Here is a 24,456-nt window from a genome sequence, read left to right on the forward strand (position 1 = left end):
TTAGCGGGTTGTGTCGGCTTTGCGGACGGCTCGGCAGAAGGCGACGATGCGTTGGATGTCTTTGACGCCTCGGTTGGCTTCGACGCCTGTGGAGACATCGACGGCGTAGGGTTTGGTGGTGCGGATGGCCTCGGCGACGTTGGCGGGGTTGAGCCCGCCGGCGAGGATGGGCAGTGGCCAGCCGGCGGCGGCCGGCGCGTGGATGGTGAGGGAGAAGGGTTCCCAGGGGAAGGATTTGCCGGTTCCGCCCCAGGTGTTGTTGGCATCGGGTGGGGTGTCCCAGAGGATGGCGCGGGTGCGCGGGTGGTAAAGCCAGTCGGTGTATCGGGTGGCGGCGTCGGGTATGAAGGGGAGGGCTTTGATGATGGGTAGGTTGGGGAGGTTGTCGATGAGCTGGGTGGGCTCGCTGCCGTGGAGTTGGAGGGTGCGGATGCCGGTGATTACGACGATCTGGTGGATCTGCTCGGCGGTGTGGTCGGCGAAGAGGCCGACGATATCGATGAAGGCGGGGATGGCCTGGACGATCTCGTGGGCCTGCTCGGGGGTGACGTGGCGGGGGGACTGCTCGGCGAAGACGAGGCCGATGGCGTCGGCGCCGGCGGCGACGGCGGCGCGGGCATGGTCGGGTTCGCGGATGCCGCAGATTTTGATGCGGGTGCGGAGCATGGGGTGAGTGTAGCGGGCGGTGGGGGTTAGATATCTTCGACGCGTTCGAGGCGGGCGTACTGGAGGATGAGGGTGCGGGTGCCGGCGGTGTTGAACTCGACGCGGGCCTTGGTGTGCGCACCGGAGGGGGCGATGTCGAGGACGCGGCCGAGGCCGAACTGGGGGTGGCGGACGAGGGTGCCTTCGGGGAACTCGTGGGCCTGTTTGGCGGCGGAGCGTCGTTGGAGTCGGGCGGAGGCGGCGGAGAGGAAGTCGTCGATCTCGATGGATTCGGGTTCGACCTGGATGAGGTCGTCGGCGGGGAGTTCCTGGAGGAAGCGGCTGGGGATGGTCGCGATGGCCTGGCCGTAGGTGGTTCGGTGGCGGGCGTGGGTGAGGAAGAGGCGTTTCATGGCTCGGGTGATGCCGACGAAGCAGAGGCGTCGTTCTTCTTCGACTTCGCGGTCGGAGGCCTGGGAGCGGTCGTGGGGGAGGAGGCCGTCTTCGAGTCCGACGATGGCGACGACGGGGTATTCGAGGCCTTTGGCGGCGTGGAGGGTCATCATGGTGACGGCACCCTGGTCGGAGGCGACGGCGTCGACGTCGGAGACGAGGGCGATGCGTTCGAGGAGGGCGAGGAGTCGGGTGCCGAGGTCGGGGGTGGGCTGGCCGAGTTCTTCGACGGTTTCGAGGATGAACTGGTCTTCGAACTGCTGTGCGAAGGTGACGAGTTCGGCGAGGTTGGCGAGGCGTTCGCGATCGGGGTCGGACTTGTCTTCGGCGTAGTGTCGGTGGAGGCCGGACTCGCGGAGGATCTGGTCGACGAGGTCGCGGAGGCTGGCGGGTCGTTGTTCGTCGGTGTTGTTGGGGGCGATCCATTGCCGCCAGCGGGTGAGGAGTTTGCTGAAGTCTTCGACGGAGCCTACGGCACGTGTGCCGAGTTCGGGGGCGTCTCTGGGTCGTTTGAGGAGGTCGGCTAGGGGGGCGTCGGCTTGGGTGGCGGCGGCCTGCAGGGCTTTGACGGTTTTGTCGGAGATGCCGCGGGTGGGTGTATTGATGATGCGGAGGAGGGCGACTTCGTCGGCGGGGTTGACGATGGCCTGGAGGTAGCCGACGGCGTTTTTGATTTCGGCGCGGTCGTAGAAGGCGGTTCCGCGGGCGATCTGATAGGGGACACCGGCTTCTCGGAGAGCTTCTTCGAGGACGCGGGAGAGGGCGTTCATGCGGTAGAAGATGGCCATCTGTCCCCAGGGGGTGCCTTCTTCGTTGAGTTCCCTGAAGCGGTCGATGATCCACTTGGCTTCGTGGTGTTCGTCGCGGGTTTTGGCGATGGTGACGGGTTCGCCCTGGTTGTTGTCTGTCCAGAGGGCTTTGTGTTTGCGGGCGCGGTTGTTCTGGATGAGGGCATCGGCGACGCGGAGGATGGCGGCGGTGGAGCGGTAGTTTTGTTCGAGCCGGACGGTGGTGGCGTTGGGGAAGTGGGATTCGAAGTCGAGGATGTTCTGGATGTTGGCGCCGCGCCAGCCGTAGATGGACTGGTCGGGGTCGCCGGTGACGCAGAGGTTCTTGTGGGCTTCTGCGAGTCGTTCGGCGATGCGGAACTGGGCGCTGTTGGTGTCCTGGTATTCGTCGACGAGGATGTACTGGTAGCGCTGCTGGAGTTCGGCGGCGACTTCGGGTTCGCCTTCGAGGAGGTCGACGGCGCGCATGAGCAGGTCGTCGAAGTCGAGGGCATGGTTTCGTTTGAGGATGCGGGTGTAGCTGGTGTAGACGCGGGCGACGGTTTTTTTGTAGAAGTCGGTGGCCTGTTTGCTGAAGGCTTCGGCGTCGAGGAGGTTGTTTTTGGCGTCGGAGATGGCGGCGAGCATGGAGGCGGGCGGGAAGTTTTTGGTGCTGATTTCGAGGTTGCTCAGGGCTTCTTTGATGGCGCGTTTCTGGTCGGCGGTGTCGTAGATGGAGTAGGCGGGGGGGAGGCCGAGTTTGTCGGCGTAGATGCGGATGAGTCGGGCGCAGAGGCTGTGGAAAGTGGCGATGGTGACGGCGCGGGACTGTTTTTCGGTGAGGATTTGGGCAACGCGTTCGCGCATTTCGCCGGCGGCTTTGTTGGTGAAGGTGATGGCGAGGATGTTCCAGGGGGCGATGCCGATGCGGTCGACGAGGTGGGCGACGCGTCGGGTGATGACGCGGGTTTTGCCGGAGCCGGGGCCGGCGAGGACGAGGAGGGGGCCGTCGACGTGGGTGACGGCTTCTTTCTGGGGTTCGGTGAGGCCGTCGAGGAGGGGGTCTAGATCGGTGTGGGGCATGAGGTGAGTTTACGCGGAGCGGCGGGGGGTTTGGGGAGGGCCGGGATTGTTGCGATTGGGTTCCTGGGTGTTTCGTTCCTGGTTCTGTGCAGCAGCTGCCCACAGCCAGCCGTGTTTGATGGAGGTCGGCACACCTTGTCCTGCGGAACAAGGTGTGGCACCTGGAAGGGTGTCGTTTTGTGAAGACCGGGGCCGCGTCGCGGCCCGGCTCGGGTACGCGATGGATTTTCAGGGGGGTTTGTGGGCTGGGTTTTGGGTGTTTTAGAGCCCGGCTGTGTCACAGCCGGGTTATTGGGCGAGGGCGTGGTCGAGGCCGGCTTTGTAGGTGGGGTACTGGGGTTGCCAGCCGGTGCGGTTGATGGTGTCGGAGGGGTCGATGTGTTTGGAGCCGGCGCGGCGGAGGGCTTTGGGGTTGATGTTGAGTTCGGCTTGGGCTTGTTCGGGGGAGAGGATACGGGGTGGCGGGGAGCCTAGACGGTTGGCGAGGTGGGTGTAGTAGTCGATGCGGGTTGGGGGGTGGCCGTCGGCGGCGAGGTCGGTGGCGGGGGGGAGGCTCTTGTTGGTGAGGAGGGTTTGGAGGAGGGCGGCGGCGTCATCGACGTGGATGAGGTTGAGGAGGGCGTTGGGGTCGCCCAGGAGGGGGGCTGCGGTGCGGATGGCGTCGAGGCCGATGATGCGGTCGGGTCCGTAGAGTCCGGCGAGGCGGAGGATGGCGTGGGCGTTGGGGTTGGCTGATTGCCAGATGTGTTCGCCTTCGAGGAGGAGCTTGCCTCGGTCGTGGGCGGGGTTGGCTGGGGTGGCGGCGGTGATGCGGCTGTTGTCGGTCTGTCCGTAGACGGCGGTGGAGGAGGTGAGGATGGCGCGGGTGATGGTTGTGTTGCGCAGGGCGCGGGCGGTGTTGGCGATGCCTTCGCGGACGGTGGTTTCGGGTCCGGGGTGGGCGCGGCCTGGCGGGACGAGGTAGGCGACGGCGAGTTCGGGGAGGTCGAGGGCGGGCTGTATGGCGGTGAGGGTGAGGGGCTGGGTGACGTTGGTGATGCAGGGGTGGAGGCCGAGGCGGGCGAGCTCGCGGGCTTTGGCTTCGGTGCGGGCGGTGGCGTAGACGGTGTGTCCGGCGTCTCGGAGTCGGGCGGCGAGACGGCGGCCGAGGTATCCGCAGCCGATGATGAGGACGGGGGTTGGCATGGGGCTAGGGTAGGGGTTTTTGGTGGTGGTGCGGGTGTGGCGAGTCTTTCATCTCATGGTGGTCATCGCGACTTATCCGCATGTGGCGGACAAAGTCGTGGCGCTCGACGAGAATGGAAGAGAATTGGCGTCATTGAGAGAGGATATGCCATGGCGTTCGATGATCTTTATTACCTGATGCGGATCCGAGACGACTTGCTGTCCATCGAGCCTATGGATGCATCAACTTCCAAGCTCGTTCATGACGTCTTGGCTTGCCGGAGCGAGCTGGGCTTCGATGACAAGAGCTGGTTTGGTGAACTCACATCACATCTTGTGACGATCGAATCATCGTGTATTGACAGTGGATGGAGCGAGCAAGAGAGAGAACTAGTCAGGCAGGCGGTGATTCATGCAGTGCAATCGATTCAGAAGCTCATTGATGACAAGATCGAGCAGTTGTATCGGTAGCTCTGGATTTTTTGGTTCTGTGGCCAGCGTAGCTGACCACAGCCACCCGAGTTGGTTGCAGGTTCCGGTGAGGGTTTGGGTGTCGTTTGTTTGCGAGCCCGGCCGTGTCACGGCCGGGTTAGGGGGTGTTGATCGATACACGACTGGTGCGTATCGGGCCGGGGCCGTGTCACGGCCCGGCTCAGTCAGGTGTTGGATTTTCGGTGGGTGTTGGTGGGCTGGATTTTGGGCGTTATAGAGCCCGGCCGTGTCACGGCCGGGTTGGGGGTTGGTGGTACTTGGTCGGGTTAGTTGGTGTAGGTGTCGTCGTATTCGGTGATGAAGGTGATGGCGGCTTCGGTGACGGGCCAGGCGAGGAGGGCGAGGAGGGCCGTCCAGCGGGTGAGGAGGGTGGTGAGGGGGTGGTTGTTGAGGACGGGGATGAGGGGGATGGCGGTCCAGGCGGTGTAGGCGAGGGCGAGGGTGAGGGCGTGTCGGGGTTGGAGGCCGGCGAAGTGGAGGGCGGAGAGGGTGAGGAGTGCGAGGAGGGGGAGGGTGAGGTCTTCGAGTTGGAGCTGGCGTTTGGTGGAGCGTATGAGGAGGGAGGCGACGGCGACAGCGGTGAGGATGCCGGTGAGAGCGATGGCGAGTTGGCCGACGCCTGCTGCTTCGGAGAAGAGGCCGAGGAGGCCGGTGGCGAGGGCGGTGGTGGCGAGGACGGCGGCGCGGTGTCGGGGGGTGTCGGTCTGGGTGCGGAAGGCGGTGAGGATGCGGGGGATGAAGATGAGGGCGGCGGGGAGGGCGAGGTAGAGCAGCTGGCCGGCGGTGTCCCAGGCGCGCGAGGATTCGGGGTTGAGGAAGGGGCTGCCCCAGACGGCGAGGAGGGGGACGGCGATGGCGAGCGCGAGTCGGGCGGGCCAGAGGAGGAGGGGGAGCTTGAAGAAGGTGCCGAGGAGGGCGATGGCGGTGGCGGCGGGGAGGATGGTGATGAGGAGGTGGTCGCGTTCGACTTTGGGGGGAAGGTTGGGGAGGCCGAAGAGGATGAGGAAGGAGGTGGTGAAGGCGGCGGTGATGATGAGTGTGACGGCGGCGGAGGTGGGCCTGGGGGCGAGGCGGCACAGATAGCGGGCGGAGACAAGGGCGATGAGGCCGGTGAGGATGGCCTGGGGGAGGACGGCGAGGAGGATCCATTGGGGGTTGTCGGGTGACATGGGCGAGCTCGTGGGGCACAGGCGTTTGTTGGCGTGAGGTGATGGTCCCCGGGCTTGCGCCCGGGGCTCGTGAAGGCATCACCGTTGATGGTTCGTGCGTCGTGTACGGGTGAGCTATGTGTTAGCGGGCGCCTTCGAAGCTGACGTGGAGGTTGACGTCGTCGCCTATGCCGGCGAGGCCGTAGGTCATACCGAAGTCGGATCGTTGGATGGTGAGTTGGGTGTCGTAGCCGACGTAGAACTGCCCGCGTTGCTCGCCTTCGCCCATTTTGGTGAGGTCGAAGGTGACTTCGCGGGTTTCGCCGAGGAGGGTGAGGTCGGCGGTGACGCGGAGGCCGTCTTCGATGGGTTCGACGGCGGTGGAGTTGAGGGTGATTTCGGGGAAGCGGTTGACGTTGAAGAAGTCGGCGGAGCGGAGGTGTCCGTCGCGTCGGCGGTTGTTGGTGTCGATGGATTCGGCCTGGACGGTGAAGGAGAAGGAGGAGTTTTCGGGGTTTTCCTCGTCGATGGTAAACTCGCCGGCGATGTCGTTGAAGCGTCCCCAGGTGAAGCTGCGGCCGGCGTGGTCGACGTTGAAGACGATGGCGGTGTGGGCGGTGTCGAGCTCGTAGGTGTCGGCGGCGAGGGCGGGGGTGGTGAAGGTGGCGAGTGCGAGGGCGGCGGCGGTGGTGAAGAGGGTGCGGTGCATGGGTCGGTCTCCTATGGGGTTGATGGAGGTTAGGGGTTGTGGGTGTAACGGGCTGGGTGGCGGGGGTATTCCTTGTTGGAACGAGTTTTTTTGAGGTCAGCGGGGATGAATCGATCCTGTTATCTTTCGATTGTTTCTTGAGGAGCGGTTCATGGCGCGTGTGTACGGGATTGAGGATTACAAATCGCCCGTGCGGCTGGCGGAGAAGGTGATCTGGTCGACACAGGTTTACTTCTGGACGTTGTGCATTATTTTTGTGGTGCAGGTTTGGTTTTTGTCGGGCGGATCACCTTCTGGTAATCATCCGTTCTTCACGCCCATGGTTATGACGGTTGGCTTCGTGCATCTTCTTGCGTCGCTGGTGTCGGGTTGGTTCTACCTGGCATGGTTCCGGCGTGGGATTATTAACGTGCGGGCACTAGGTGTTCGTGGTGTGAGAGCGAGCGCGACGGGTGCCTGGCTTTGGCACTTCGTGCCGTTAGCGAATCTTGTGATGCCCTTTAGGGTCATGAAGCAGATTGCGATTGGCAGTCAGCCCGGTGTGTGGGAGATGGACCATGTGAAGAAGCACCCCAACCCGAAGGGCCTGGGCTGGTGGTGGGGGCTCCTGTTATTGGGGAGCTTGGGGGTCGAAGTGGATGCCCTCAACTTGTCGGCGCAGACCTTGGACTACCTTCGGTGGGTCTGGGTGTTTCAGATGAGTTTGCAGGGTGCTTCTTCGTGGATTTGTATGAGCCTGATCCAGAGTTACTCGTACCTTCAGGATGAGAAGGCGGAAGAGATTCTGGATGTCATGGATGAGGTTGGTGAAGAGCCAAGCCCGGGCTGACACAGCCCGGCTCACCAGAGCGTTTGGGGAGGATGCTTTAGCAAAGCGAAGTCTGTTCTTAGATATTGAAGTACTTGGCTTCGGGGTGGTGGACGATGATGGCGGAGGTGGATTGTTCGGGGTCGATCTGCCAGTTTTCGGTGAGTTCGCAGCCGATTCGCTGGGGTTCTAGGAGTCGGAAGAGTTTTTCCTGGTCGGACATTTCCGGGCAGGCGGGGTATCCGAAGGAGTAGCGTGAGCCGCGGTACTTCTGGGTGAAGAGGTCGCGGATTTTGGAGGAGTCGTCGTTGCCGATGCCGAGTTCGGCGCGCATGCGTTTGTGCCAGAGTTCGGCGAGGGCTTCGGCGGTTTCGACGCCGAAGCCGTGGAGGTAGAGGTATTGCTGGTAGTCGTCGGCCTCGAAGTATTTGCGGGCGATGTTGGAGGCTTCGTGTCCGACGGTGACGCAGTGGAGGCCGAGGACGTCTTTTTCGCCTGAGTCGACCGAGCGGAAAAAATCGGCGATGCAGAGGCGTTTGCGCGAGGGCTGGCGTGGGAAGGAGAAGCGTTCGATCTCGCGGTCGTGGTCTTCGGGGTCGAAGACGATGAGGTCGTCGCCATCTGACTGGACGGGGTAGAAGCCGTAGACGACTTTGGGTGTGAGGAAGCCTTCGTCCTTGGCTCGCTGGCGGAGGTCCTGGAAGATGGGTTCGACTTCGTTGTCGAGCTGATCCTGGAACTGTTCGTCGGTGAGCTTGCCCTTTTTGAATTGCCATTGGCCGCGGTAGAGGGCGACCTTGTTGACGTAGGGGAGGACTTGGTCGAGGGGGAGGTCTTCGACGATGCGGGAGCCGTAGAAGGGGGCGGTGGGCACGGCGACATCGGTGGCGACGTCGGAGCGTGCGGGTGCGGTGAGGGTGGCAGTCGCGGTGCCGTTGGCTTCGGACTCGGCGGCTTTGCGTTCGGCCATGGCGGCGAGTTTTTCGTCGGTGTCGGCGCGTTTAGCGAGTCGGTTTTCGATCTCTTCGTCGAGTTCGTTGGCGCGGCCGGTGGTGAGGCGGTCCATGAGTCGGAGGCCTTCGAAGGCGTCGGTGCCGTGGTAGACGTTGCCGTTGTAGACGGAGCGGAGGTGTGACTCGCAGTAGTGTCGTGAGAGGGCTGCGCCGCCGAGGATCATGGGGACGTCGATGCCGTTGGCGTTGAGTTCCTTGAGGTTCTCCTCCATGACGTTGACGGATTTGACCAGGAGGCCGGAGAGGCCGATGGCGTCGGCGTTGGTTTCGCGGTACTTGGCGATGATCTCGTTGACGGGGACCTTGATGCCGATGTTGTGGACGGTGTATCCGTTGTTGGTGAGGATGATGTCGACGAGGTTCTTGCCGATGTCATGGACGTCGCCACGGACGGTGGCGAGGACCATGGTGCCTTTGGTCTGTCCTTCGACGCGTTCCATGTGGGGTTCGAGGTGTGCGACGGCTTTTTTCATGACCTGCGCGGACTGGAGGACGAAGGGGAGCTGCATCTGTCCTGAACCGAAGAGGTCGCCGACGACGCGCATGCCGTCGAGGAGGTGGTCGTTGATGATGTCGAGGGGCGGGTATTTTTTCATGGCCTCGTCGAGGGATTCGTCGAGGTGTTTCTGTTCGCCATCGATGATGTGCTGGCGGAGTCGTTCTTCGATGGTGAGGTCGGCCAGGTCGACCTTGGTGGTCTGGACGGAGGCATCGGCGAAGAGGTCGATGAAGATCTGAAGGGGGTCGGTGGTAGCAGAGCCGTCGGCGAGTTCGACGGGGGATTCGGCGGGTCGGTCGTAGAGGACGTTGAGGGCAGCGTCCCACTGGTCTTCGGGGATGCGGTTCTTGGGGAGAATTTTGGAGACGTGGAGGATGGCGGAGGTCATGCCGGCTTCGACGAGTTCGAAGAGGAAGACGGAGTTGAGGACCTGGCGCGCGGCGGGGTTGAGGCCGAAGCTGATGTTGCTGAGGCCGCAGGTGATCTGGCAGTCGGGGAAGCGCTGGCTGATGAGGCGTGTGCCTTCGATGGTTTCGAGGCCGGAGCGCTTGTCCTGTTCCATGCCGGTTGAGACGGGCAGGACCAGGGGGTCGAACATCAGGTCTTCGGATTTGAGGCCGTACTTGTTGACGGCGAGGTCGTGCATGCGTTCGGCGATGGCGAGTTTGCGTTCTCGGGTTCGCGCCATGGCGTTTTCGGGGTCTTCGTCGATGGTTCCGAGGACGAGTCCGGCGCCGTAGGTTTTGGCGAGCTGGCACATGTGGGCGAATTTTTCTTCACCGTCCTCGAGGTTGGCGGAGTTGATGAGGCACTTGCCGCCTGCGACTTTGAGTCCGGCCTCGATGGTGGCGGGCTGGGTGGAGTCGAGCATGAGCGGGGCGTTGACCTGGTTGACGAGCTTGCCGACGATGGTCTGCATGTCTGAGGCGTTGTCGCGGCCGGCGTAGTCGACGTTGACGTCGATGACGTGCGAGCCTTCGCGGACCATCTCTTTGGCGAGGGACATGATTTCGTCCCAGTTTTCCTCTTCGAGGAGGCGTTTGAACTTTCGGGAGCCGGAGGCGTTGGTACGCTCGCCGATGTTGAGGATGGTGTTGTCCTGGCGGTAGTCGACGGAGCCCATGAGTGAGGAGACGGCGGGCTTCCAGGGGTCTTTCTTGACGTTGGCGGGTGCGTGGTCGGTGCCGATGGCGTCGACGAGGGCGGTGATGTGTGCGGGGGTGGTTCCGCAGCAGCCGCCGACGATGTTGAGGCCGATGGTGTCGACGTACTCGGCCATTTTTTCGGCGAAGGGTTCGGGCTGGAGGGGGAAGACGGTTTTGCCGGCGACGAGGGTGGGGAGTCCGGCGTTGGGGAGGAGTGAGAGTTGGCCGCGCCAGTTTTTGCCGAGGTACTGGAGGTGTTCTCCCATCTCGACCGGTCCGGTGGCGCAGTTCATGCCGAGGGAGTAGATGGGGAAGTCGGCGAGGGCTGCGGCGACGCCCTGGATATCGGTTCCGATGAGGGTGGTGCCGAACTGTTCGATGGTGACCTGGACCATGATGGGGATGTCGCCATCGTTGGAACCGGTGTCGGGTTTGAGTCCGGCTTCGTCGAGTGCGGCGAGGGCTGCGTTGATGACGCACTTGACCTGAAGGATGTCCTGGGCGGTTTCGATGAGGAGGACGTCGGCGCCGCCGGCGAGGAGGCCTCGGACCTGTTCCTTGTAGGAGGCGAACATGGTGTCCCAGTCGATCTGGCCGAGGGTGATGAGCTTGGTGCCGGGTCCCATGGAGCCGATGACGAATCGGGGTCGTTCGGGTGTGGCGAATTTTTCGCAGGCGGCTCGGGCGACTTCGGCTGAGGACTTGTTGAGTTCGAAGACGCGGTCCTGGAGGTCCTGGTCTTCCATGGTGTGGACGGAGGCGTTGAAGGAGTCGGTTTCGACGGCGTCGGCGCCGGCCTGGAGGAAGGACTCGTGGATGTTCTGGATGAGCTCAGGTCGGGTGAGGAGGAGGGCCTCGGTGCAGTTCTCGCGGCCGAGGTAGTCGCGATCGATGTCGAGGTCTTCGATGTTGTGGATGGAGGTGCCCATGGCTCCGTCGAAGAAGAGGACGCGTCGGGCGGCATGGTCTGCAAATCGGCTCATGGGTGTTATTCCACGGTCTTTGTTGTTGAATGGTCGATGTCGTTGTTGTGTGATGATATATCGGCGAGCGGCATTTATCCATTCATCCGGATGAAAGGATGAATTGAGGGCCGACGGGTCGATTTGGCTGTAAATTCATACTGATAAAGGTTTTGTGTATGGAATGGTGGCAGGCTGTGATTCTGGGGATTGTTGAAGGGCTGACGGAGTACCTGCCGGTGAGCTCGACGGGGCACCTGATTCTGGCCCAGCGGGCGATGGGGCTGGATGGCGAGGCGGCGAACGCATATGCGATCTGTATTCAGGCAGGGGCGATTATCGCGGTGCTGGGGCTGTATGCGGCGCGGGTGCGGCAGGGGGTGCTTGGGTCGTTGGGCGCGGTGGGGGTGCTGAAGGCGAAGGATCCGGCGGGGGCTCGGCTGACGATGAATTTGGTGGTGGCTTTTCTGCCGGCGGCGGTGCTGGGGCTGCTGTTTGATGATCTGATCGAGAGCTATCTGTTTGGTTTGTGGCCGATCGTGGCGGCGTGGCTGGTGGGAGGGGTGGCGATTTTGGCGGTGGACTTGTGGCGTCGGCGGCGGGCGACGGGCGAGGAGCGCGTGGGGCTGGGGATCGATGACATGACGTGGCGGATGGCTTTGGCGATCGGGTTGCTGCAGTGCGTGGCGATGTGGCCGGGGACGAGTCGGTCGCTGATGACCATCGTGGCGGGGGTGCTGGTGGGGATGACGCTGGTGGCGGCGGTGGAGTTTTCTTTTCTGATCGGGGTGGTGACGCTTCTGGCGGCGACGGTCTACAAGGCGATCGATGCGGGGCCGGTGATGCTGGAGGCTTATGGGTGGACGGCGATGCTGATTGGGGCGCTGGCGGCGTGGGTGTCGGCGGTGATCGCGGTGAAGTGGATGGTGGATTATCTGAAGAAGCACGGGCTGGCGGTGTTTGGCTGGTATCGGGTGGCGTTGGCGGTGGTGGTGGGGGCTTTGATTCTGGGGGGGATGTTGGAGGGGTGAGTTTATGAGTGAGTGGGTGTTGTAGGTGGGAACTCTCCGCGTGCTTCTGCGTCAGATGACATAGCCGTGGTGGCTAGAAGGCGTCTGGCGATGCGATATCTGTGGATGCTGGTGGTGGCGGGGGTGCTGGTTGGGTGTGGGGAGCGGTCGGACGACGGAGCGGTGGTGCCGGTACCCGAGGCGGTCATCGTGGAGCCGGCGTGGCGGTGGATTGCGAATGACGGGCAGGGGGCGTTGACGGAGGAGCAGGAGCTTGTGTTGGCGGCGGTGCGGCGGTTGGTTGAGGAGCGGCGGGAGGCGAACTGGCGGCCGGTGGATTATCTGTATGAGCTTGAGCGGGGTGAGGATGGGAATTACCGGGTGTTTCTGAGGCACCTGGTGGCGTATCGGCATGGGGTGGGGTTGCAGACGCCTGGTGGGCACGAGATGTATTGGATGGATGCGGAGGGATCGCTGGTGGATTACATCCCCGGGCGATGAGTTAGCGGTTCAGCGGGTGCGGCGGCGGAGCAGGACCATACCGAGGAGGGGCAGGGCGGCCGTGGCGGCGGTGGGCAGGGGGATGATGGGCATGGGTGGGCCGGAGGTGATGTTGGTGACGGTGCCCATGAGTGACGCACCGGAGAGGGTGAAGGAGAGGTTGCGGTTGGTGTAGGTGGGGTCGATGGTGAGTGGGTCGGGGAAGTCGGTGATGGCGAGGGTGTCGGGTGGGAAGCTGTCGTTGGGCAGGAGGGTGTCGGCGGCTGCGAGGTCGATGTTGAGGATGTTGTCGGGGCCGCGGTCGGACTCGAAGGTGATGCGGTCGAGGGTGGCGGTGCCGGTGTTGAAGTTGTTGCGGACGACGAGTTCGAGGCTGCCCTGGATGAAGGGTGAGAGGTCGCTGTTGTTGGCGGAGAAGCTGGCGACGTCGACGGTGTAGCGGCCGATGGCGTTATCGGGGTTGGTGTCGATGGGGGTGTTGGTGAATTCGGCGATGAGTTCCCAGGTGCTGCCGACGGGAACTGCGGTGGCGAAGAAGCTGGTGCTTGTATCGACGACACCTGTCCAGGTGACGATGACGGCCTCGGCGCTCGCTGCGGGCGCAGCCAGGGCGACGGTGAGGAGGCATGCTGTTTTGGGTATCCACCGACCCATGTGAGGTCTCCCGGTCCCTGAGCGCGGGCGATGGTGCTCGCGCTGCATTTGCCTAGTGGCTATCGGCATTTGGGGGTGTTGGTTTAGTTGGGGTGGGGTGGCTGATAATTCGTGGTATCAGCGCTTGGGAGTGGGGTTTTCACGTGCCAGGACTCATGCGCTTTGCGACTCTATCGGGACTTTTGGCTGGTCAGGATTCGACTGGTCTGTTGGCTGTGCTAGTCTTTTGTGCGGGTTGTCTGGTTTGATCATTTGCAGAGAGGACGTGGGCATGTCCGTGAGACCTGATTGGTTAATGATGTCGGTGGTGGTGTTGCTCGGCGGTGTATTGATGTCTCAGAGAGGGTCTGCGATGGATGAGGTGGGCGTGGTCGATCAGTGGCATGATTTCCCGACGGGTCGGACGATTGAATTCAGCGGGTATACCTGGCGGGTGAAGGGGCTGGACGCGGAGACGACGTATGGGCCGGGCGGGTTTCCATTCGGGCCGACGGAGGAGAGTGTGTGGGTTGATGAGCAGGGGCGGTTGCATCTTCAGGTGGTGGAGATTGACGGGGTGTGGTACTCGGCGGAGGTGCGGCTGACGGAGGCGCTGGGTTATGGGGATTACCGGTTTACGACGCGTGGCCGTGTGGATGACCTGGACCCGAATCTGATTTTTGGGTTGTTCATCTGGGAGTATCAGGCGAGCTATGAAGGGATCGAGGACTCGAACGTTGCCAATGAGTTTGATATCGAGTTTGGGACGTGGAAGGACCCTGATCGCGCGCCGGCTCAGTTTGTGTGTCAGCCGTGGCAGCGGAAGGAGAATCTGCATCCTTACTGGTTCAGTTTGAAGGATGATGAGGCATTGAGCACGCATGCTTTTCGCTGGCGGCCGGATGGCGTGGACTGCCGGTCGTGGCGGGGTGGTGCTGAGTCAGAGACGGATGCGGAGGCGCGGCTGACGACGTGGACGTATGAGGGGCCGGATATTCCGACGGGTTCCCCGCAGGTGCACCTGAATCTCTGGTGTCTGAATGAGCCGCCGGCGCGGGGTGCGTCTCAGACGGTCGTGATTGAGCGTTTTGAGTTTGTGCCCTACGAGAAGTAAGTGGGTTGAGCTTCAGGGTTGGACGAGGACTTTGAGGGTGTTGGGTTGTTTGGCGGCGGTGAGGATGTCGGGTCCGGCGGCGAGTTTCATGCGTTTGGAGATGAGGGGTGTGACGTCGATGGCGGAGCGGGCGAGGGCGTCGAGGGCGGTGGCGAAGGGCCCGCAGCGGCTGCCGACGAGGGTGATCTCGTCGACGACGATCCTGGCGAGGTCGGGGTGGGCTTGTTGGTTGGGTGCGGGTGCGGTGGTGGTTTTGAGGGCGATGGTTCCGCGGGGTCGGACCATGCCGAGGGCGGTGGTGATGCCAGAGGGTGAGCCGGTGGCATCGACGACGATGTCCTGATCCTGACGGAGTCCGACGTCTTCGAGGAGTCGGTGTTTGATGCCCCATTTTTCGGCGACTGCGAGTTTATCGGGGTGCTTGCCGACGATGCGGACGGTGGCGTTGAGTTGGGCGAGGACCTGGGCGCAGAGGAGTCCGAGTCGGCCGTCGCCTAAGACGGTGACATAGGGGCGGCCTTCGAAGGTGAGTTGGCGGACGAGTTGGAAGGCTGCGGCGAGGGGTTCGGTGAAGACGGCCTGGTCGTCGTCGACGTGGTTGGGTACTTCGTGGAGGTTGGCGACGGGGAGGGTGAATCGGTCGGCGAAGACGCCATCGCGGTTGAGGATGCCGAGGACGGTTCGTTGGCGGCAGTGTTCGCGGAGGCCTTTGAGGCAGAGATCGCAGGCTCCGCAGACGGCGTTGATTTCGCCGACGACGCGTTTGCCGATGAGGTGGTTGTCTTTGGTGTCGGCCGTTTGGGTGACGGTGCCGACGAATTCGTGGCCGAGGACGCCCTGGAAGTGCATGTAGCCGTTGGCGAGCTGGATATCAGTGGAGCAGACGCCTGTGAGGGTGGGTTGGATGAGTGCTTCGCCTGGGCGGAGGTGGGGTTCGGGGTGGTCCTGGCGGAGGCTGAGTTGGGTGTTTTCATCGAGGACGAGTGCTTGCATGGGGTGAGTATCGGCTTGGCGTGGGTGCGGGCTGTGCGATCGGCGCGGGACGGGCTGGTTTGAATCCGTACACTGTGGGCATGAATCAGGTGCAGGACCCGATGAGTGACACGGAAGAGAGCCGGCGGCTGCCGGAGCGTCCGCGTGTGCTGATTCTGGCGAATCTGGCGAAGGAAGAGGTGGTTGAGGCGCTGGCGGACTTTCGGCCGTGGCTGGTTGAGCGTGCGGAGATTGTGGCAGAGCCCGATATCTGTGAGCTGACTTCGGAGCGAGCGGCGGAGCTGCCTGAGGCGGATCTGGCGATTGTTTTGGGGGGTGACGGGACGATGCTGGCGCAGGCGAGGAAGATGGTGGCTTTGGGTGTTCCGTTGTTGGGGATCAATTTCGGGAAGCTAGGTTTTCTGGCTGAGTTCACGATCGATGACGTGAAGCTGCACTGGGACGAGGTGTTGTGCGGTGGTTGTCGGGTGAGTGAGCGTTTGATGCTGGAGGCGATGGTGTTTCCTGCGGGGGCGCCGCGGTGGGGAGAGGGGGCGGGCGATGATTTGTCGGGGATGCCTGAGCCGGTGTTCCGGTCGATCGCGATGAACGATGCGGTGATCACGGCGGGGCCGCCTTACCGGATGATTGATCTGGATCTGGCGATCGAGCCGCGGCGGTCGTTGCACTCGTCGGTGCAGTTTGCGGGTGATGGGGTGATTATTGCGACGCCTTCGGGTTCGACGGCTTACAACCTGTCGGCGGGCGGGCCGATTCTGTCGCCTGGAATTGATGGCGTGGTGATTTCTGCATTGGCTCCGCAGTCGCTGGCGTTTCGTCCGATTGTGTTTCATGCACGATGCGAGGCGTGGCTGACGGTTCTGCGGGCGAATGCGGGGACGACGCTGGTGATTGATGGTCAGGATTCGGCGACGATTGCGGAGGGTCAGCAGTTGCTGGTTCGTCAGCACGGATCACGGGTGCGTTTGATCCACAACCCGGATCACAATTATTGGACGATGCTGTCGTACAAGATGCGTTGGGCGGCTCAGCCGAGACGGCGGTAAAGGGGCGGGTTTGGTCGGTCGATCTTCTCAGGGGACCTGTGCGTTTTCGCGCGGTGGTTCCGAGGAAGGCTGGCCGTTATGGCAACGGGTGGATGGCAATGTGCGGCGGTGGGGGTGTTGGCGGCTTTCGGTCTGCTCGCCGGCGAGGCAGGTGCGCGGACGGTGGCGATTTATGCGCCGCCCAGTGTGTCGGAAGCAGAGGTGTTGGCGTCGCCTGTGAGTCAGCTGCTGGCTGGGGCGGGTGACGAGCTGGTTGTGTTTGACAGTCTTTCGGCGGAGGTGTTGGGGCTGGTGTTGGGGGAGGCGGACCTGCTGGTGCTGGATCAGCACGCGGGCGGGCGTTTGATTACGAGCATTTCGGGGTCGGCGGTGGAGACTGTTCGGGGTTACGTGGATGAGGGTGGGGGTTTGCTGGCGATCGGTAATCGGCTGGGTCGGGGCGCGACGGCGATCAATCTGTTTTTTGGTAGTGGCCTGCGGAACGTGGCGGATACGGGGATCGATCAGACGGAGCTTCGATATCCCTTTGGGGTTTTTGAGGGTGGGCCGGAGACGGTTCTGAATGATACTGGAGCGCTGGTGAATCCGGGGACACTGGCTGCGAATGAGCTGACGATTTACGGGGTGGATGGGGCGTCGAGTGTGGTGGGTGGTTTCTTTGGTGCGGGTGCGTATATGTATCTGGGGATCGATGGCCAGTCGCCTTTGGCTCTGGATGCGCCGGTGTCGGATGTGATTCTTCGGTCGGCGGACTTTGCGGTGGATGCGACGGTGATTCCGTTGCCGGTTTCGGCGTGGGCGGGGTTGTGTCTGCTCAGCGGGATGGTGTATCTGCGTCGGACGCGCGGCTAGCGGCGGGGTTGTGTATCGATGCTGGGGGCTGTTGCCTGGATGTGTTTATCGCTGCGCTGTCCGGGTGGTTGTCGGCATCGATCGTGGTGTTGTTTTTAAGGTTTTTATGGGCTTTGTGAATTAGGGCGGGTTGGATGAATTGTGGGTTGTGGATGGTCGATGCTGGTTGTGTCAGCGTGACAGGAGAAAGACGCATGATTAGAGAGATGGTGAAGACAACGGGGGTTGCTGCGGCTCGTTACGCGGTGGGTGCGGGTCTGGAAGATTTTCGGTCGTGGTGGTGGTGGATGCAGAAGGGTCAGCGGAACCCGCCACCTGCGATCGTGAAGTGGATGGTGATTCGTGAGTATGCGAATCGGTTTGGCTTGAAGGAACTGATCGAGACGGGGACTCATGAGGGGAACACGCTGGCTGCGGTGGCTGAGCAGTTTGAGCGGCTGACGTCGATCGAGTTGAGCGATCACTACTACGACCTTGCGTGTCGCCGGTTTGATGGTGATGCGAAGGTGCGGCTGCTGCATGGTGATTCGGGGAAGGTGCTGCCTGAGGTGGTGCGTTTGCTGGATCGGCCGGCGCTGTTCTGGCTGGACGGGCATTACTCGCAGGGCCTGACGGCTCGGGGCGAGTTGGATACGCCGATTAGTGCCGAGCTGGAAGCGGTGCTTGGGGATGAGCGGTTTGAGCACGTGGCGTTGATCGATGATGCGCGGCTGTTTGTGGGCAAGGATGGGTATCCGACGCTTGATGCGTTGTACGAGCGGATTCGGGCGTTGCGGCCTGGGTACACGATGTCGGTCCGTGAGGATGTGATTCGGGTGCATCGTGAGTTGCCGGTTTATTTGCGTTAGCAGACGCGAGCCTGTTGAAACTCTGGAGGCCGTGGCTCTTTTGAGCTGCGGCCTTTCTTTTGTGTCATCGCCTGGTTCTGTGGGCTCCCGTTCGGGTACCCACAGCCCACCCGGGTTTTTTGAGTGATCGCGTCGTAGCTTCTCAGGTATCGGTGGTGGGCCAGGTGGTCAGGAAGGTTTCCTGGTGGGCTTCCTGGTTGATGACTTTGACCATCTGGAGGTCGAGGGGGTCCTGGTTGGGGAGGGCTTCGAGGATGCCGTCGTGGATGGCCCAGCTTCTTCCTCTGGGGCTGCGGGCGAAGCGGGTGTGTCGGAAGGTGGTGTTGTCGAGGGCTTTGTAGAGGGCTCCATCGCGTGCGAAGGCGCGGTCGATTTCGAGCATGCGTTTGCGGCCGGAGATGTAGGCGAAGCCGTGGTTTTCGTACCAGATAGCGTTGTGGTAGGTGAGTGGCTCGAGGATGATCCCGTAGTAGGCGTTGGCTTTGGCAAAGGTTTCGAGTCGGGGGAGGAGTTCGGCGAAGAGGCCGAGTCCTTTTCGGACCTGGGAGGGGCCGAGTCCGGCTTTGAGGGCTGCTGTTTCCTGTTCGAGGTTGCGGCCGGCGGTGCCGAGGAGGGTCATTCTTCCTTCGGGGTCGTTGTCGATGTTGAAGCGTGGGGCGGTGAGGTCGTTGATGACGAGGAAGCCGATTTCGAGCTGTCCGCCGCCTGCGTCGGCGAGGTCGAGGCTGAGGAGGTGGTCGCCATCGATGCGGTGGGCGGGGATGCGGAGGCGGGCCTCGTAGGAGCCGGGTCGGGCGTCGAGGAGGAAGGATTCTTCGTTGATGTCGGGGGTTGGGAAGCGGTCGGGGTGGGCGTCGGTGAGGTGCTGAAAGGTGCGTGGGGGGATGATGGAGGCGTAGAGCCGCCTTTTCTCGGCGTCGGAGCAATGATTGAGTTTCTGGATCGACATACCCGAAAGATCTTTGGTCGGGGCGGGTTTTTGGTCTGTCAGTGCTATCCTAAGAGGCAAGTCCTTTGAGGGGTTATCGACCATGGCAAGTTCGCGGATTCTGATGTGTGTGTTGTTTGTTCTGGGACTTAGCGTGCTGCCGGCGGTGGCTCAGCCTGCGGATGATTCGTCGCGGGTGGCCTGGCTGGAGTTGACGGGGACGCTTCGTGAGGGGCCGGTGCCTTTTGCGTGGGTGACGGAGGCGGAGGCGGGGCCGTCGCTATCGGGTGTGGTGGAGGCGCTGGATGACGTGGCGGCCTCGGAGAAGCATTTGGGGGTGGTGCTGTATCTGAACGCGCCGCGGCTGGGTCTCTCGCAGATTGAGGTGCTGGGGCAGGCGATCGATCGTGTGAAGGCTGCTGGCAAGCGGGTGATTGCGTTTTCGGAGTCTTACGAGACGGGGACGTATCTGCTGGCGGGTTATGCGGACACGGTGGTGCTGCAGCGGAACGGGATGTTCATGCTGCGTGGGCTTCTGGTGGAGGAGATGTATCTGGCGGGGCTGATGGAGAAGCTGGGTCTGGAGGCTGACTTCATGCAGGTGGGTCGGTTCAAGGGTGCGGATGAGGCGCTGACGCGGGAGCATCCGACGCCTTTCTGGGACGAGAACATCGGCGCGTTGCTGGATGATCTGTATGCGCAGATCGTTGGGCGGATCGGCGAGCATCGGGAGATGTCGGTCGAGCAGGTCGAGGCGGTGATGCGTGACAGCTGGCTGCTGAGTGATGAACAGTTGCTGCGTCGGGGTGTGGTGGACGCGGTGACGGATCGGGGGATGACGGCGTTGTTTGAGGAGGCATTTGGCGGGGATTTTGTTTGGGAGGATCTGGCGGATCGGGGTCGGATGCAGACGCCTAACAATCCGTTTGCGTTGTTCCAGATGCTGTTTCGGCCGCCTGCCCCGCGAGCGGATGGTCCGAGTATCGCGGTGATCCATGCGCGTGGGCCGATCTACATGGGTGAGTCGACGGTGGGTGACGGGGCGTTCACGGATGACAGCATCGGGCATCGGACGATGATTGATGCGCTTCGGGATTCGGCGTCGGATGAGGACATCAAGGGTGTGGTGGTGCGGATTGATTCGCCTGGCGGTTCGGCGCTGGCGAGTGAGGTGATCTGGCAGGCGGTTCGGGAGACGGCGGAGACGAAGCCGGTCTACATGAGCGTGGGTCGGATGGCGGCGTCGGGTGGGTATTACATCGCGTGTGCGGGTGATGAGATCTTTGTTGAGGGGCCGTCGGTGGTGGGTTCGATCGGGGTGGTGTCGGGCAAGATTCATCTGGAGGGGCTTTATGAGAAGCTGGATCTGGGTGTGACGGTGCGGACGCGTGGCCCGATGTCGGACATGTTTGCGAGCGACCGGCCGTTCACGCCTGCTCAGCGGCACACGATGCTGGCGTTCATGGAGCGGATTTACGACCAGTTTGTGGATCGGATTCGGGAGGGGCGGGGTGATCGTCTACCGCGTGTGGATGAGGTGGCGGAGGGGCGTTTGTTCACGGGTCGTCAGGCGGTTGCGAACGGTATGGCGGATGAGATTGGTGGTTTGGAGGAGGCGGTGGCGTCGCTGGCGGAGGCGCTTGATCTGGAGGAGGGTGCCTACGAGGTGATTGATCTGCCTGAGCCGATGTCGTTCCAGGATTTCATGCAGGATGCGTTTGGGGTGCGGTCGGCGGGGATGGGTGTGTCGCTTGGCATGATCGCGAAGCCGGTTCTGGGTGATCGGTGGGAGGTTTTGCGGCCGGTGGTGGAGGGGGCGTTGCAGCTGCGTCGGGAGCCGGCGCTGGTGCTGATGCCAGTGGTGCTTGATATCCGTGTGAGTCCGTGAGCGGGGGCGTGATGCGGCTAGGTTTGATTCTGCTGGCGGCGGGTCGTGGGACGCGGTTCGGGCGGAGCAAGGTTGATCTGCCGATTCTGGGGCGGCCTGTGATCGCGCATGCGTTGGACTGTTTTGCGGGTGTGGCGGGGCTTGAGCAGCGGCTGGTGGTGGTAGCGCCTGATGATGTGGAGGCGGCGAGGGAGCGGTGGGCGGAGGTACTGGAAGCCTCCGGGGCTCAGGTGTGTGCTGGGGGTCTGGAGGATCGTTGGGCGTCGGTGGTGGCTGCGTTGGAGGCGTTGGATGAGGGGATCACGCATGTGCTGATTCACGATGCGGCGCGGCCTTGCGTGTCGACAGAGACGGTGGGACGGGTGGTTTCGGCGTTGGGTCAGGATGGGGCGGTGATTCCTGGTGTGGCGGTATCGAGCACGCTGAAGCGGGTGGGTGATGCGGTGCGTGAGGGGGTGCGCGTGATGGGCGAGGGTGTGGAGCGGGATGGGCTGATTGAGGTGCAGACGCCTCAGGGGTTTGAGGTGGCATTGCTGCGGCGCGGGTTTGTGGGGGTGCTAGAGGATTTGAGGTCGGGGCGTGCGCACGTGACGGATGATGCGTCGGTGGTGGAGCGGTTGGGCGAGCGGGTGGTGGTGGTTGAGGGTGATACAGGGAACGTGAAGATCACGCGTCCTGGCGATGAGTTGGTGGCGGAGGCGATTCTCAGGGCACGCGGGGTTGAATGAAGAACGGCGACCCTCTTTCGAGGATCGCCGTCGAGTTAATCAGCATTTGACCGTTGTTTAGGCGGCCTTGCGGATGGTGCGGCCGGTGGCCTTGCCGATCCGACGGATGACGCCTGACCGGGTGCCGGTCTTGCGTGCGGTGGTCTTGCGAGCGGTGCTCTTGGCTGTGGTCTTGCGGGCGACGGGCTTGCGCGCGGTCGTCTTGCGTGCCGTGGTCTTGCGAGCGGTGCTCTTCGCTGCGGTCTTGCGGGCGACAGGCTTGCGCGCGGTCGTCTTGCGTGCCGTGGTCTTGCGAGCGGTGCTCTTCGCTGCGGTCTTGCGGGCGACAGGCTTGCGTGCGGTCGTCTTACGTGCCGTGGTCTTGCGAGCGGTGCTCTTGGCTGCGGTCTTGCGGGCGACAGGCTTGCGCGCGGTCGTCTTGCGTGCCGTGGTCTTGCGAGCGGTGCTCTTCGCTGCGGTCTTGCGGGCGACAGGCTTGCGTGCGGTCGTCTTGCGTGCCGTGGTCTTGCGAGCGGTGCTCTTGGCTGCGGTCTTGCGGGCGACAGGCTTACGCGCGGTCGTCTTGCGTGCCGTGGTCTTGCGAGCGGTGCTCTTGGCTGCGGTCTTGCGGGCGACAGGCTTGCGTGCGGTCGTCTTACGTGCCGTGGTCTTGCGTACTGTGGTCTTACGCGTCGTGCTCTTAGCTGTTGTCTTCCGAGCAGCGGTCTTGCGAGCCGGGCTCTTGGTCGCGTTGGACTTGCGAGCGGTCGTCTTGCGAGTCTTGGTGGCGGTGGTCTTGCGAGCGACCGAGGTGGTCTTGCGCTTCGAGGCGGTGGTGGCGGTCTTACGCGCCTTGGGTTTGGCCTTCGAGGCTGTGGTCTTGCGTGCGGGCATGATTCTGCTCCATGTCTAGGGTTGCCCATCGTTGGGCGTAGCGGGTGGCGCTACCGATGCGCAGCACCCATGAATGAACGTTGTGCGATTTTGGTATCGGCCCTGACATCGGGGTCCATCATCTCGTGATGAAGAAATATGCTTATGGGACGTTAAGTCGGTCGGTTGTTGGGCAGGGGCTGGTTTGGCCGGTGGTTTGTGACCGGGTGTGCGGGTGTGGGTAGGCTTTGGGGATGGATGCAGCTAAGGGATTACCTGGTGCGGACGCGTTCCCGGCGCTTGAGGGCATGATTCATCTGAATCATGCGGGGGTGGCACCGATCTGCGGGGCGGCGGCGCGGGCGCTTGAGGCTTATGCGGCCGAGTCGACGAGCCGGGCGTATACGCAGACGGGCTGGTATCGGAAGGTGAATGAGCTGCGGGGGATGCTGGCTTCGCTCATTGGGGCGCGGGGCGGTCATGAGATTGCGATGATGCCGAACACGTCGACGGGGCTGGCGACGGTGGCACGTGGGCTGGACTGGCGTCGGGGCGACAGTGTTGTGATTACGGATGTGGAGTATCCGGCGAACCGGTATCCGTGGGAGGATCTGCAGCGGTTTGGGGTGAAGCTGATCGAGGTGAAGCAGGGGCGTGATGGTCGTGTAGCGGCGGAGGATGTGTGTGCGGCGGTGGAGGATCGGACGCGGGTGGTGGCGATTTCGCACGTGCAGTATGCGTCGGGGTATAGGATTGACCTTGTGCCGATCGCGGAGACGGTGCATCGAGCGGGTGGGTATCTGTGTGTGGATGGGATTCAGTCGGTGGGGATGTTGCCGGTGGATGTGCGAGCGATGGGTGTGGATTTTCTGGCGGCGGATGGTCACAAGTGGTTGCTGGGGCCAGAGGGAGCGGGGTTTTTGTATGTGAAGGAGGATTTGTGTGAGGTGTTGCACCCGCCTGTCGTGGGGTGGCTGAACATGGTGAATGCGGAGGATTATGGGCGGTACGAGTATCGGTTTCAGAAGGATGCTCGGCGGTTTGAGCCGGGGTCTTACAATATCCCGGGTTTGCTGGCGCTGCGGGGTGCCGTGGGGATGCTGATGGAGGTGGGGATCGAGGAGGTTTGGCGGCGGGTGGAGGCGTTGACGGGGTTTGCGGAGACGGGGCTGCGGGAGCGGGGGTTTCGGGTGTTTTCGCCTCGGCGGCTGGCGGGGGAGCGGAGCGGGATTGTGATGTTTGAGCCCAAAGAGGGGCAGGAGGCTGGGAAGGTGGTGCGGGGGTTGGCGGAGCGGGGGATGCACCTGGCGGTCAGGAGTGGGCGGCTGCGGATGAGCCCGCACTTCTACAACACGGAAGGGCAGATTGAGGCGGTGCTTGGGGCGCTTGCCGAGGCTTAGTCGTTGTTGTCGGGGAGGGGGTGTTCTTCGACGCGGTATCCGCGGGCTGGGGGCTCGGTGCTGTAGTCGCGGTCGCGGACGGGGACGCTGGTTTCGGGGCGGAGGAGGTCGATGATGGATTCGTTCTCGGAGCTATCGAGTGTTCGGACGCGTCGGGGGAGGGCGGTGTCGTTGTCGTACCAGAGTTCGATGAGGGTCTGTTCGATGTCGAGGTGTTCGCGGGGCGTGAGGCGGAGGAGGAAGGTGTTTTCGGGGTCGTCGTTGGAGGTGGGGGCGGTTTCGACGTGGAAGCGGGTGAGGACTTCGTTTTTCCTGAGGTTGAGGGGGAGGCTAAAGGGGCCGGAGCCGAAGCGGAGGGGGTCGGCTTCGGCGACGTTCTGGTTTTCGTCGATGATTTCGCGTCGGATGAAAAGCTGTTCGTCTTCGAGTTTCTCGGCGAGGTAGCGGCCATCGAAGATGTACCAGCGGTTCTGGTTGTCGCGGCGTCCGTCGACGATGAGGTATTCGAAGTGGACGGCGAAGCGGGCGGGTGGTCCGGCGGCGTAGCGGAGTTCGCCGAAGCGTCGTTGTTCGTCGCCGAGGAGGCCCTGGATGCGGTCGTAGCGGAGGCGTGCGCGGAGGGAGGTGAGGTTATCGGAGGCCTGCTCGACGCGTTCGAGGAGCGCGACGGCCTCGGCGGAGGCTTCCGGGTCGGCGGGAGCCTCTTCCTGAGCGATTGCCAGGGCGGTGAGGGTGAGGAGCAGGATGCAGGCGAGGAGGGGGGTTCGGCTCATAC

At 62.9% G+C, this 24,456-nt stretch carries 22 protein-coding genes; 11 read left to right on the forward strand and 11 right to left on the reverse strand.

Going from position 1 to position 24,456, the window contains the following annotated elements:
• From ACQZAB_RS09290 to ACQZAB_RS09300, 3 genes are all read right to left on the reverse strand, one after another.
• A complete protein-coding gene (locus ACQZAB_RS09290) occupies positions 1 to 666 on the reverse strand; it encodes a phosphoribosylanthranilate isomerase (protein WP_428389180.1) in 666 nt (221 codons plus the stop codon).
• 26 nt (positions 667 to 692) lie between these two features.
• Complete coding sequence (locus ACQZAB_RS09295) at positions 693 to 2,948, reverse strand: ATP-dependent helicase (RefSeq protein WP_428389181.1); 2,256 nt, start codon at positions 2,946 to 2,948, stop codon at positions 693 to 695.
• A gap of 288 nt (positions 2,949 to 3,236) precedes the next feature.
• Positions 3,237 to 4,133: an NAD-dependent epimerase/dehydratase family protein gene (locus ACQZAB_RS09300; RefSeq protein ID WP_428389183.1), complete on the reverse strand. Its 897-nt coding sequence runs from the start codon at positions 4,131 to 4,133 to the stop codon at positions 3,237 to 3,239.
• Positions 4,134 to 4,283: 150 nt separating this feature from the next.
• Between ACQZAB_RS09300 and ACQZAB_RS09305 the strand changes: the two genes are divergently transcribed.
• Entirely contained in the window at positions 4,284 to 4,583 is a 300-nt protein-coding gene (locus ACQZAB_RS09305; RefSeq protein ID WP_428389184.1) for a hypothetical protein, read from the forward strand.
• 287 nt (positions 4,584 to 4,870) lie between these two features.
• Here the strand turns inward: ACQZAB_RS09305 and ACQZAB_RS09310 are convergent, their stop codons facing one another.
• Both ACQZAB_RS09310 and ACQZAB_RS09315 read right to left on the reverse strand, forming a co-directional pair.
• Positions 4,871 to 5,773, reverse strand: coding sequence for a hypothetical protein (locus ACQZAB_RS09310; RefSeq protein ID WP_428389186.1), 903 nt, complete (start codon positions 5,771 to 5,773; stop codon positions 4,871 to 4,873).
• Positions 5,774 to 5,894: 121 nt separating this feature from the next.
• Complete coding sequence (locus ACQZAB_RS09315; protein WP_428389188.1) at positions 5,895 to 6,461, reverse strand: YceI family protein; 567 nt, start codon at positions 6,459 to 6,461, stop codon at positions 5,895 to 5,897.
• A gap of 151 nt (positions 6,462 to 6,612) precedes the next feature.
• Between ACQZAB_RS09315 and ACQZAB_RS09320 the strand changes: the two genes are divergently transcribed.
• Positions 6,613 to 7,290: a DUF4328 domain-containing protein gene (locus ACQZAB_RS09320; RefSeq protein ID WP_428389190.1), complete on the forward strand. Its 678-nt coding sequence runs from the start codon at positions 6,613 to 6,615 to the stop codon at positions 7,288 to 7,290.
• 58 nt (positions 7,291 to 7,348) lie between these two features.
• On the opposite strand, the gene metH is transcribed toward ACQZAB_RS09320, so the two are convergent.
• Entirely contained in the window at positions 7,349 to 10,909 is a 3,561-nt protein-coding gene (gene metH, locus ACQZAB_RS09325) for a methionine synthase (protein ID WP_428389192.1), read from the reverse strand.
• 158 nt (positions 10,910 to 11,067) lie between these two features.
• On the opposite strand from metH, the gene ACQZAB_RS09330 reads away from it, so the two are divergent.
• Together ACQZAB_RS09330 and ACQZAB_RS09335 are read left to right on the forward strand one after the other, a co-directional pair.
• Positions 11,068 to 11,919: an undecaprenyl-diphosphate phosphatase gene (locus ACQZAB_RS09330; RefSeq protein WP_428389193.1), complete on the forward strand. Its 852-nt coding sequence runs from the start codon at positions 11,068 to 11,070 to the stop codon at positions 11,917 to 11,919.
• A 90-nt stretch (positions 11,920 to 12,009) separates the two neighbouring features.
• Positions 12,010 to 12,399 carry a hypothetical protein gene (locus ACQZAB_RS09335; RefSeq protein WP_428389195.1) on the forward strand — a complete coding sequence of 130 codons (390 nt, stop codon included), beginning with the start codon at positions 12,010 to 12,012 and terminating at the stop codon, positions 12,397 to 12,399.
• A gap of 9 nt (positions 12,400 to 12,408) precedes the next feature.
• On the opposite strand, the gene ACQZAB_RS09340 is transcribed toward ACQZAB_RS09335, so the two are convergent.
• Complete coding sequence (locus tag ACQZAB_RS09340) at positions 12,409 to 13,053, reverse strand: hypothetical protein (protein WP_428389197.1); 645 nt, start codon at positions 13,051 to 13,053, stop codon at positions 12,409 to 12,411.
• Between the two features lie 271 nt (positions 13,054 to 13,324).
• On the opposite strand from ACQZAB_RS09340, the gene ACQZAB_RS09345 reads away from it, so the two are divergent.
• Complete coding sequence (locus ACQZAB_RS09345; protein WP_428389199.1) at positions 13,325 to 14,146, forward strand: hypothetical protein; 822 nt, start codon at positions 13,325 to 13,327, stop codon at positions 14,144 to 14,146.
• Between the two features lie 12 nt (positions 14,147 to 14,158).
• On the opposite strand, the gene ACQZAB_RS09350 is transcribed toward ACQZAB_RS09345, so the two are convergent.
• A complete protein-coding gene (locus tag ACQZAB_RS09350; protein WP_428389201.1) occupies positions 14,159 to 15,139 on the reverse strand; it encodes an MDR/zinc-dependent alcohol dehydrogenase-like family protein in 981 nt (326 codons plus the stop codon).
• An 80-nt stretch (positions 15,140 to 15,219) separates the two neighbouring features.
• On the opposite strand from ACQZAB_RS09350, the gene ACQZAB_RS09355 reads away from it, so the two are divergent.
• The 3 genes from ACQZAB_RS09355 to ACQZAB_RS09365 all read left to right on the forward strand — a co-directional run bounded on the left by ACQZAB_RS09355 (position 15,220) and on the right by ACQZAB_RS09365 (position 17,885).
• Positions 15,220 to 16,185, forward strand: a complete 966-nt coding sequence (locus tag ACQZAB_RS09355) for an NAD(+)/NADH kinase (RefSeq protein ID WP_428389203.1) — start codon at positions 15,220 to 15,222, stop codon at positions 16,183 to 16,185.
• Between the two features lie 78 nt (positions 16,186 to 16,263).
• Positions 16,264 to 17,037 carry a hypothetical protein gene (locus ACQZAB_RS09360; protein WP_428389205.1) on the forward strand — a complete coding sequence of 258 codons (774 nt, stop codon included), beginning with the start codon at positions 16,264 to 16,266 and terminating at the stop codon, positions 17,035 to 17,037.
• Between the two features lie 194 nt (positions 17,038 to 17,231).
• Positions 17,232 to 17,885, forward strand: a complete 654-nt coding sequence (locus ACQZAB_RS09365) for a hypothetical protein (RefSeq protein WP_428389207.1) — start codon at positions 17,232 to 17,234, stop codon at positions 17,883 to 17,885.
• A gap of 142 nt (positions 17,886 to 18,027) precedes the next feature.
• Here the strand turns inward: ACQZAB_RS09365 and ACQZAB_RS09370 are convergent, their stop codons facing one another.
• A complete protein-coding gene (locus tag ACQZAB_RS09370) occupies positions 18,028 to 18,834 on the reverse strand; it encodes a hypothetical protein (protein ID WP_428389209.1) in 807 nt (268 codons plus the stop codon).
• Positions 18,835 to 18,916: 82 nt separating this feature from the next.
• On the opposite strand from ACQZAB_RS09370, the gene sppA reads away from it, so the two are divergent.
• The gene (gene sppA, locus ACQZAB_RS09375) at positions 18,917 to 20,701 is read left to right on the forward strand and encodes a signal peptide peptidase SppA (RefSeq protein ID WP_428389210.1); all 1,785 of its coding nucleotides are present in this window, start codon (positions 18,917 to 18,919) and stop codon (positions 20,699 to 20,701) included.
• A gap of 11 nt (positions 20,702 to 20,712) precedes the next feature.
• Entirely contained in the window at positions 20,713 to 21,429 is a 717-nt protein-coding gene (locus ACQZAB_RS09380) for an IspD/TarI family cytidylyltransferase (protein ID WP_428390153.1), read from the forward strand.
• A 57-nt stretch (positions 21,430 to 21,486) separates the two neighbouring features.
• On the opposite strand, the gene ACQZAB_RS09385 is transcribed toward ACQZAB_RS09380, so the two are convergent.
• Positions 21,487 to 22,302: a histone H1-like repetitive region-containing protein gene (locus ACQZAB_RS09385; RefSeq protein ID WP_428389212.1), complete on the reverse strand. Its 816-nt coding sequence runs from the start codon at positions 22,300 to 22,302 to the stop codon at positions 21,487 to 21,489.
• A gap of 233 nt (positions 22,303 to 22,535) precedes the next feature.
• On the opposite strand from ACQZAB_RS09385, the gene ACQZAB_RS09390 reads away from it, so the two are divergent.
• Positions 22,536 to 23,681 (forward strand): aminotransferase class V-fold PLP-dependent enzyme, encoded by a 1,146-nt coding sequence (locus ACQZAB_RS09390; protein ID WP_428389214.1) that lies wholly within the window; start codon positions 22,536 to 22,538, stop codon positions 23,679 to 23,681.
• Here the strand turns inward: ACQZAB_RS09390 and ACQZAB_RS09395 are convergent.
• A complete protein-coding gene (locus ACQZAB_RS09395) occupies positions 23,678 to 24,454 on the reverse strand; it encodes a LolA family protein (protein ID WP_428389216.1) in 777 nt (258 codons plus the stop codon). The genes ACQZAB_RS09390 and ACQZAB_RS09395 overlap by 4 nt on opposite strands.
• Positions 24,455 to 24,456: the final 2 nt, after the last annotated feature.

It is taken from the genome of Mucisphaera sp. (assembly GCF_965279675.1).
Lineage (GTDB): Bacteria > Planctomycetota > Phycisphaerae > Phycisphaerales > Phycisphaeraceae > Mucisphaera.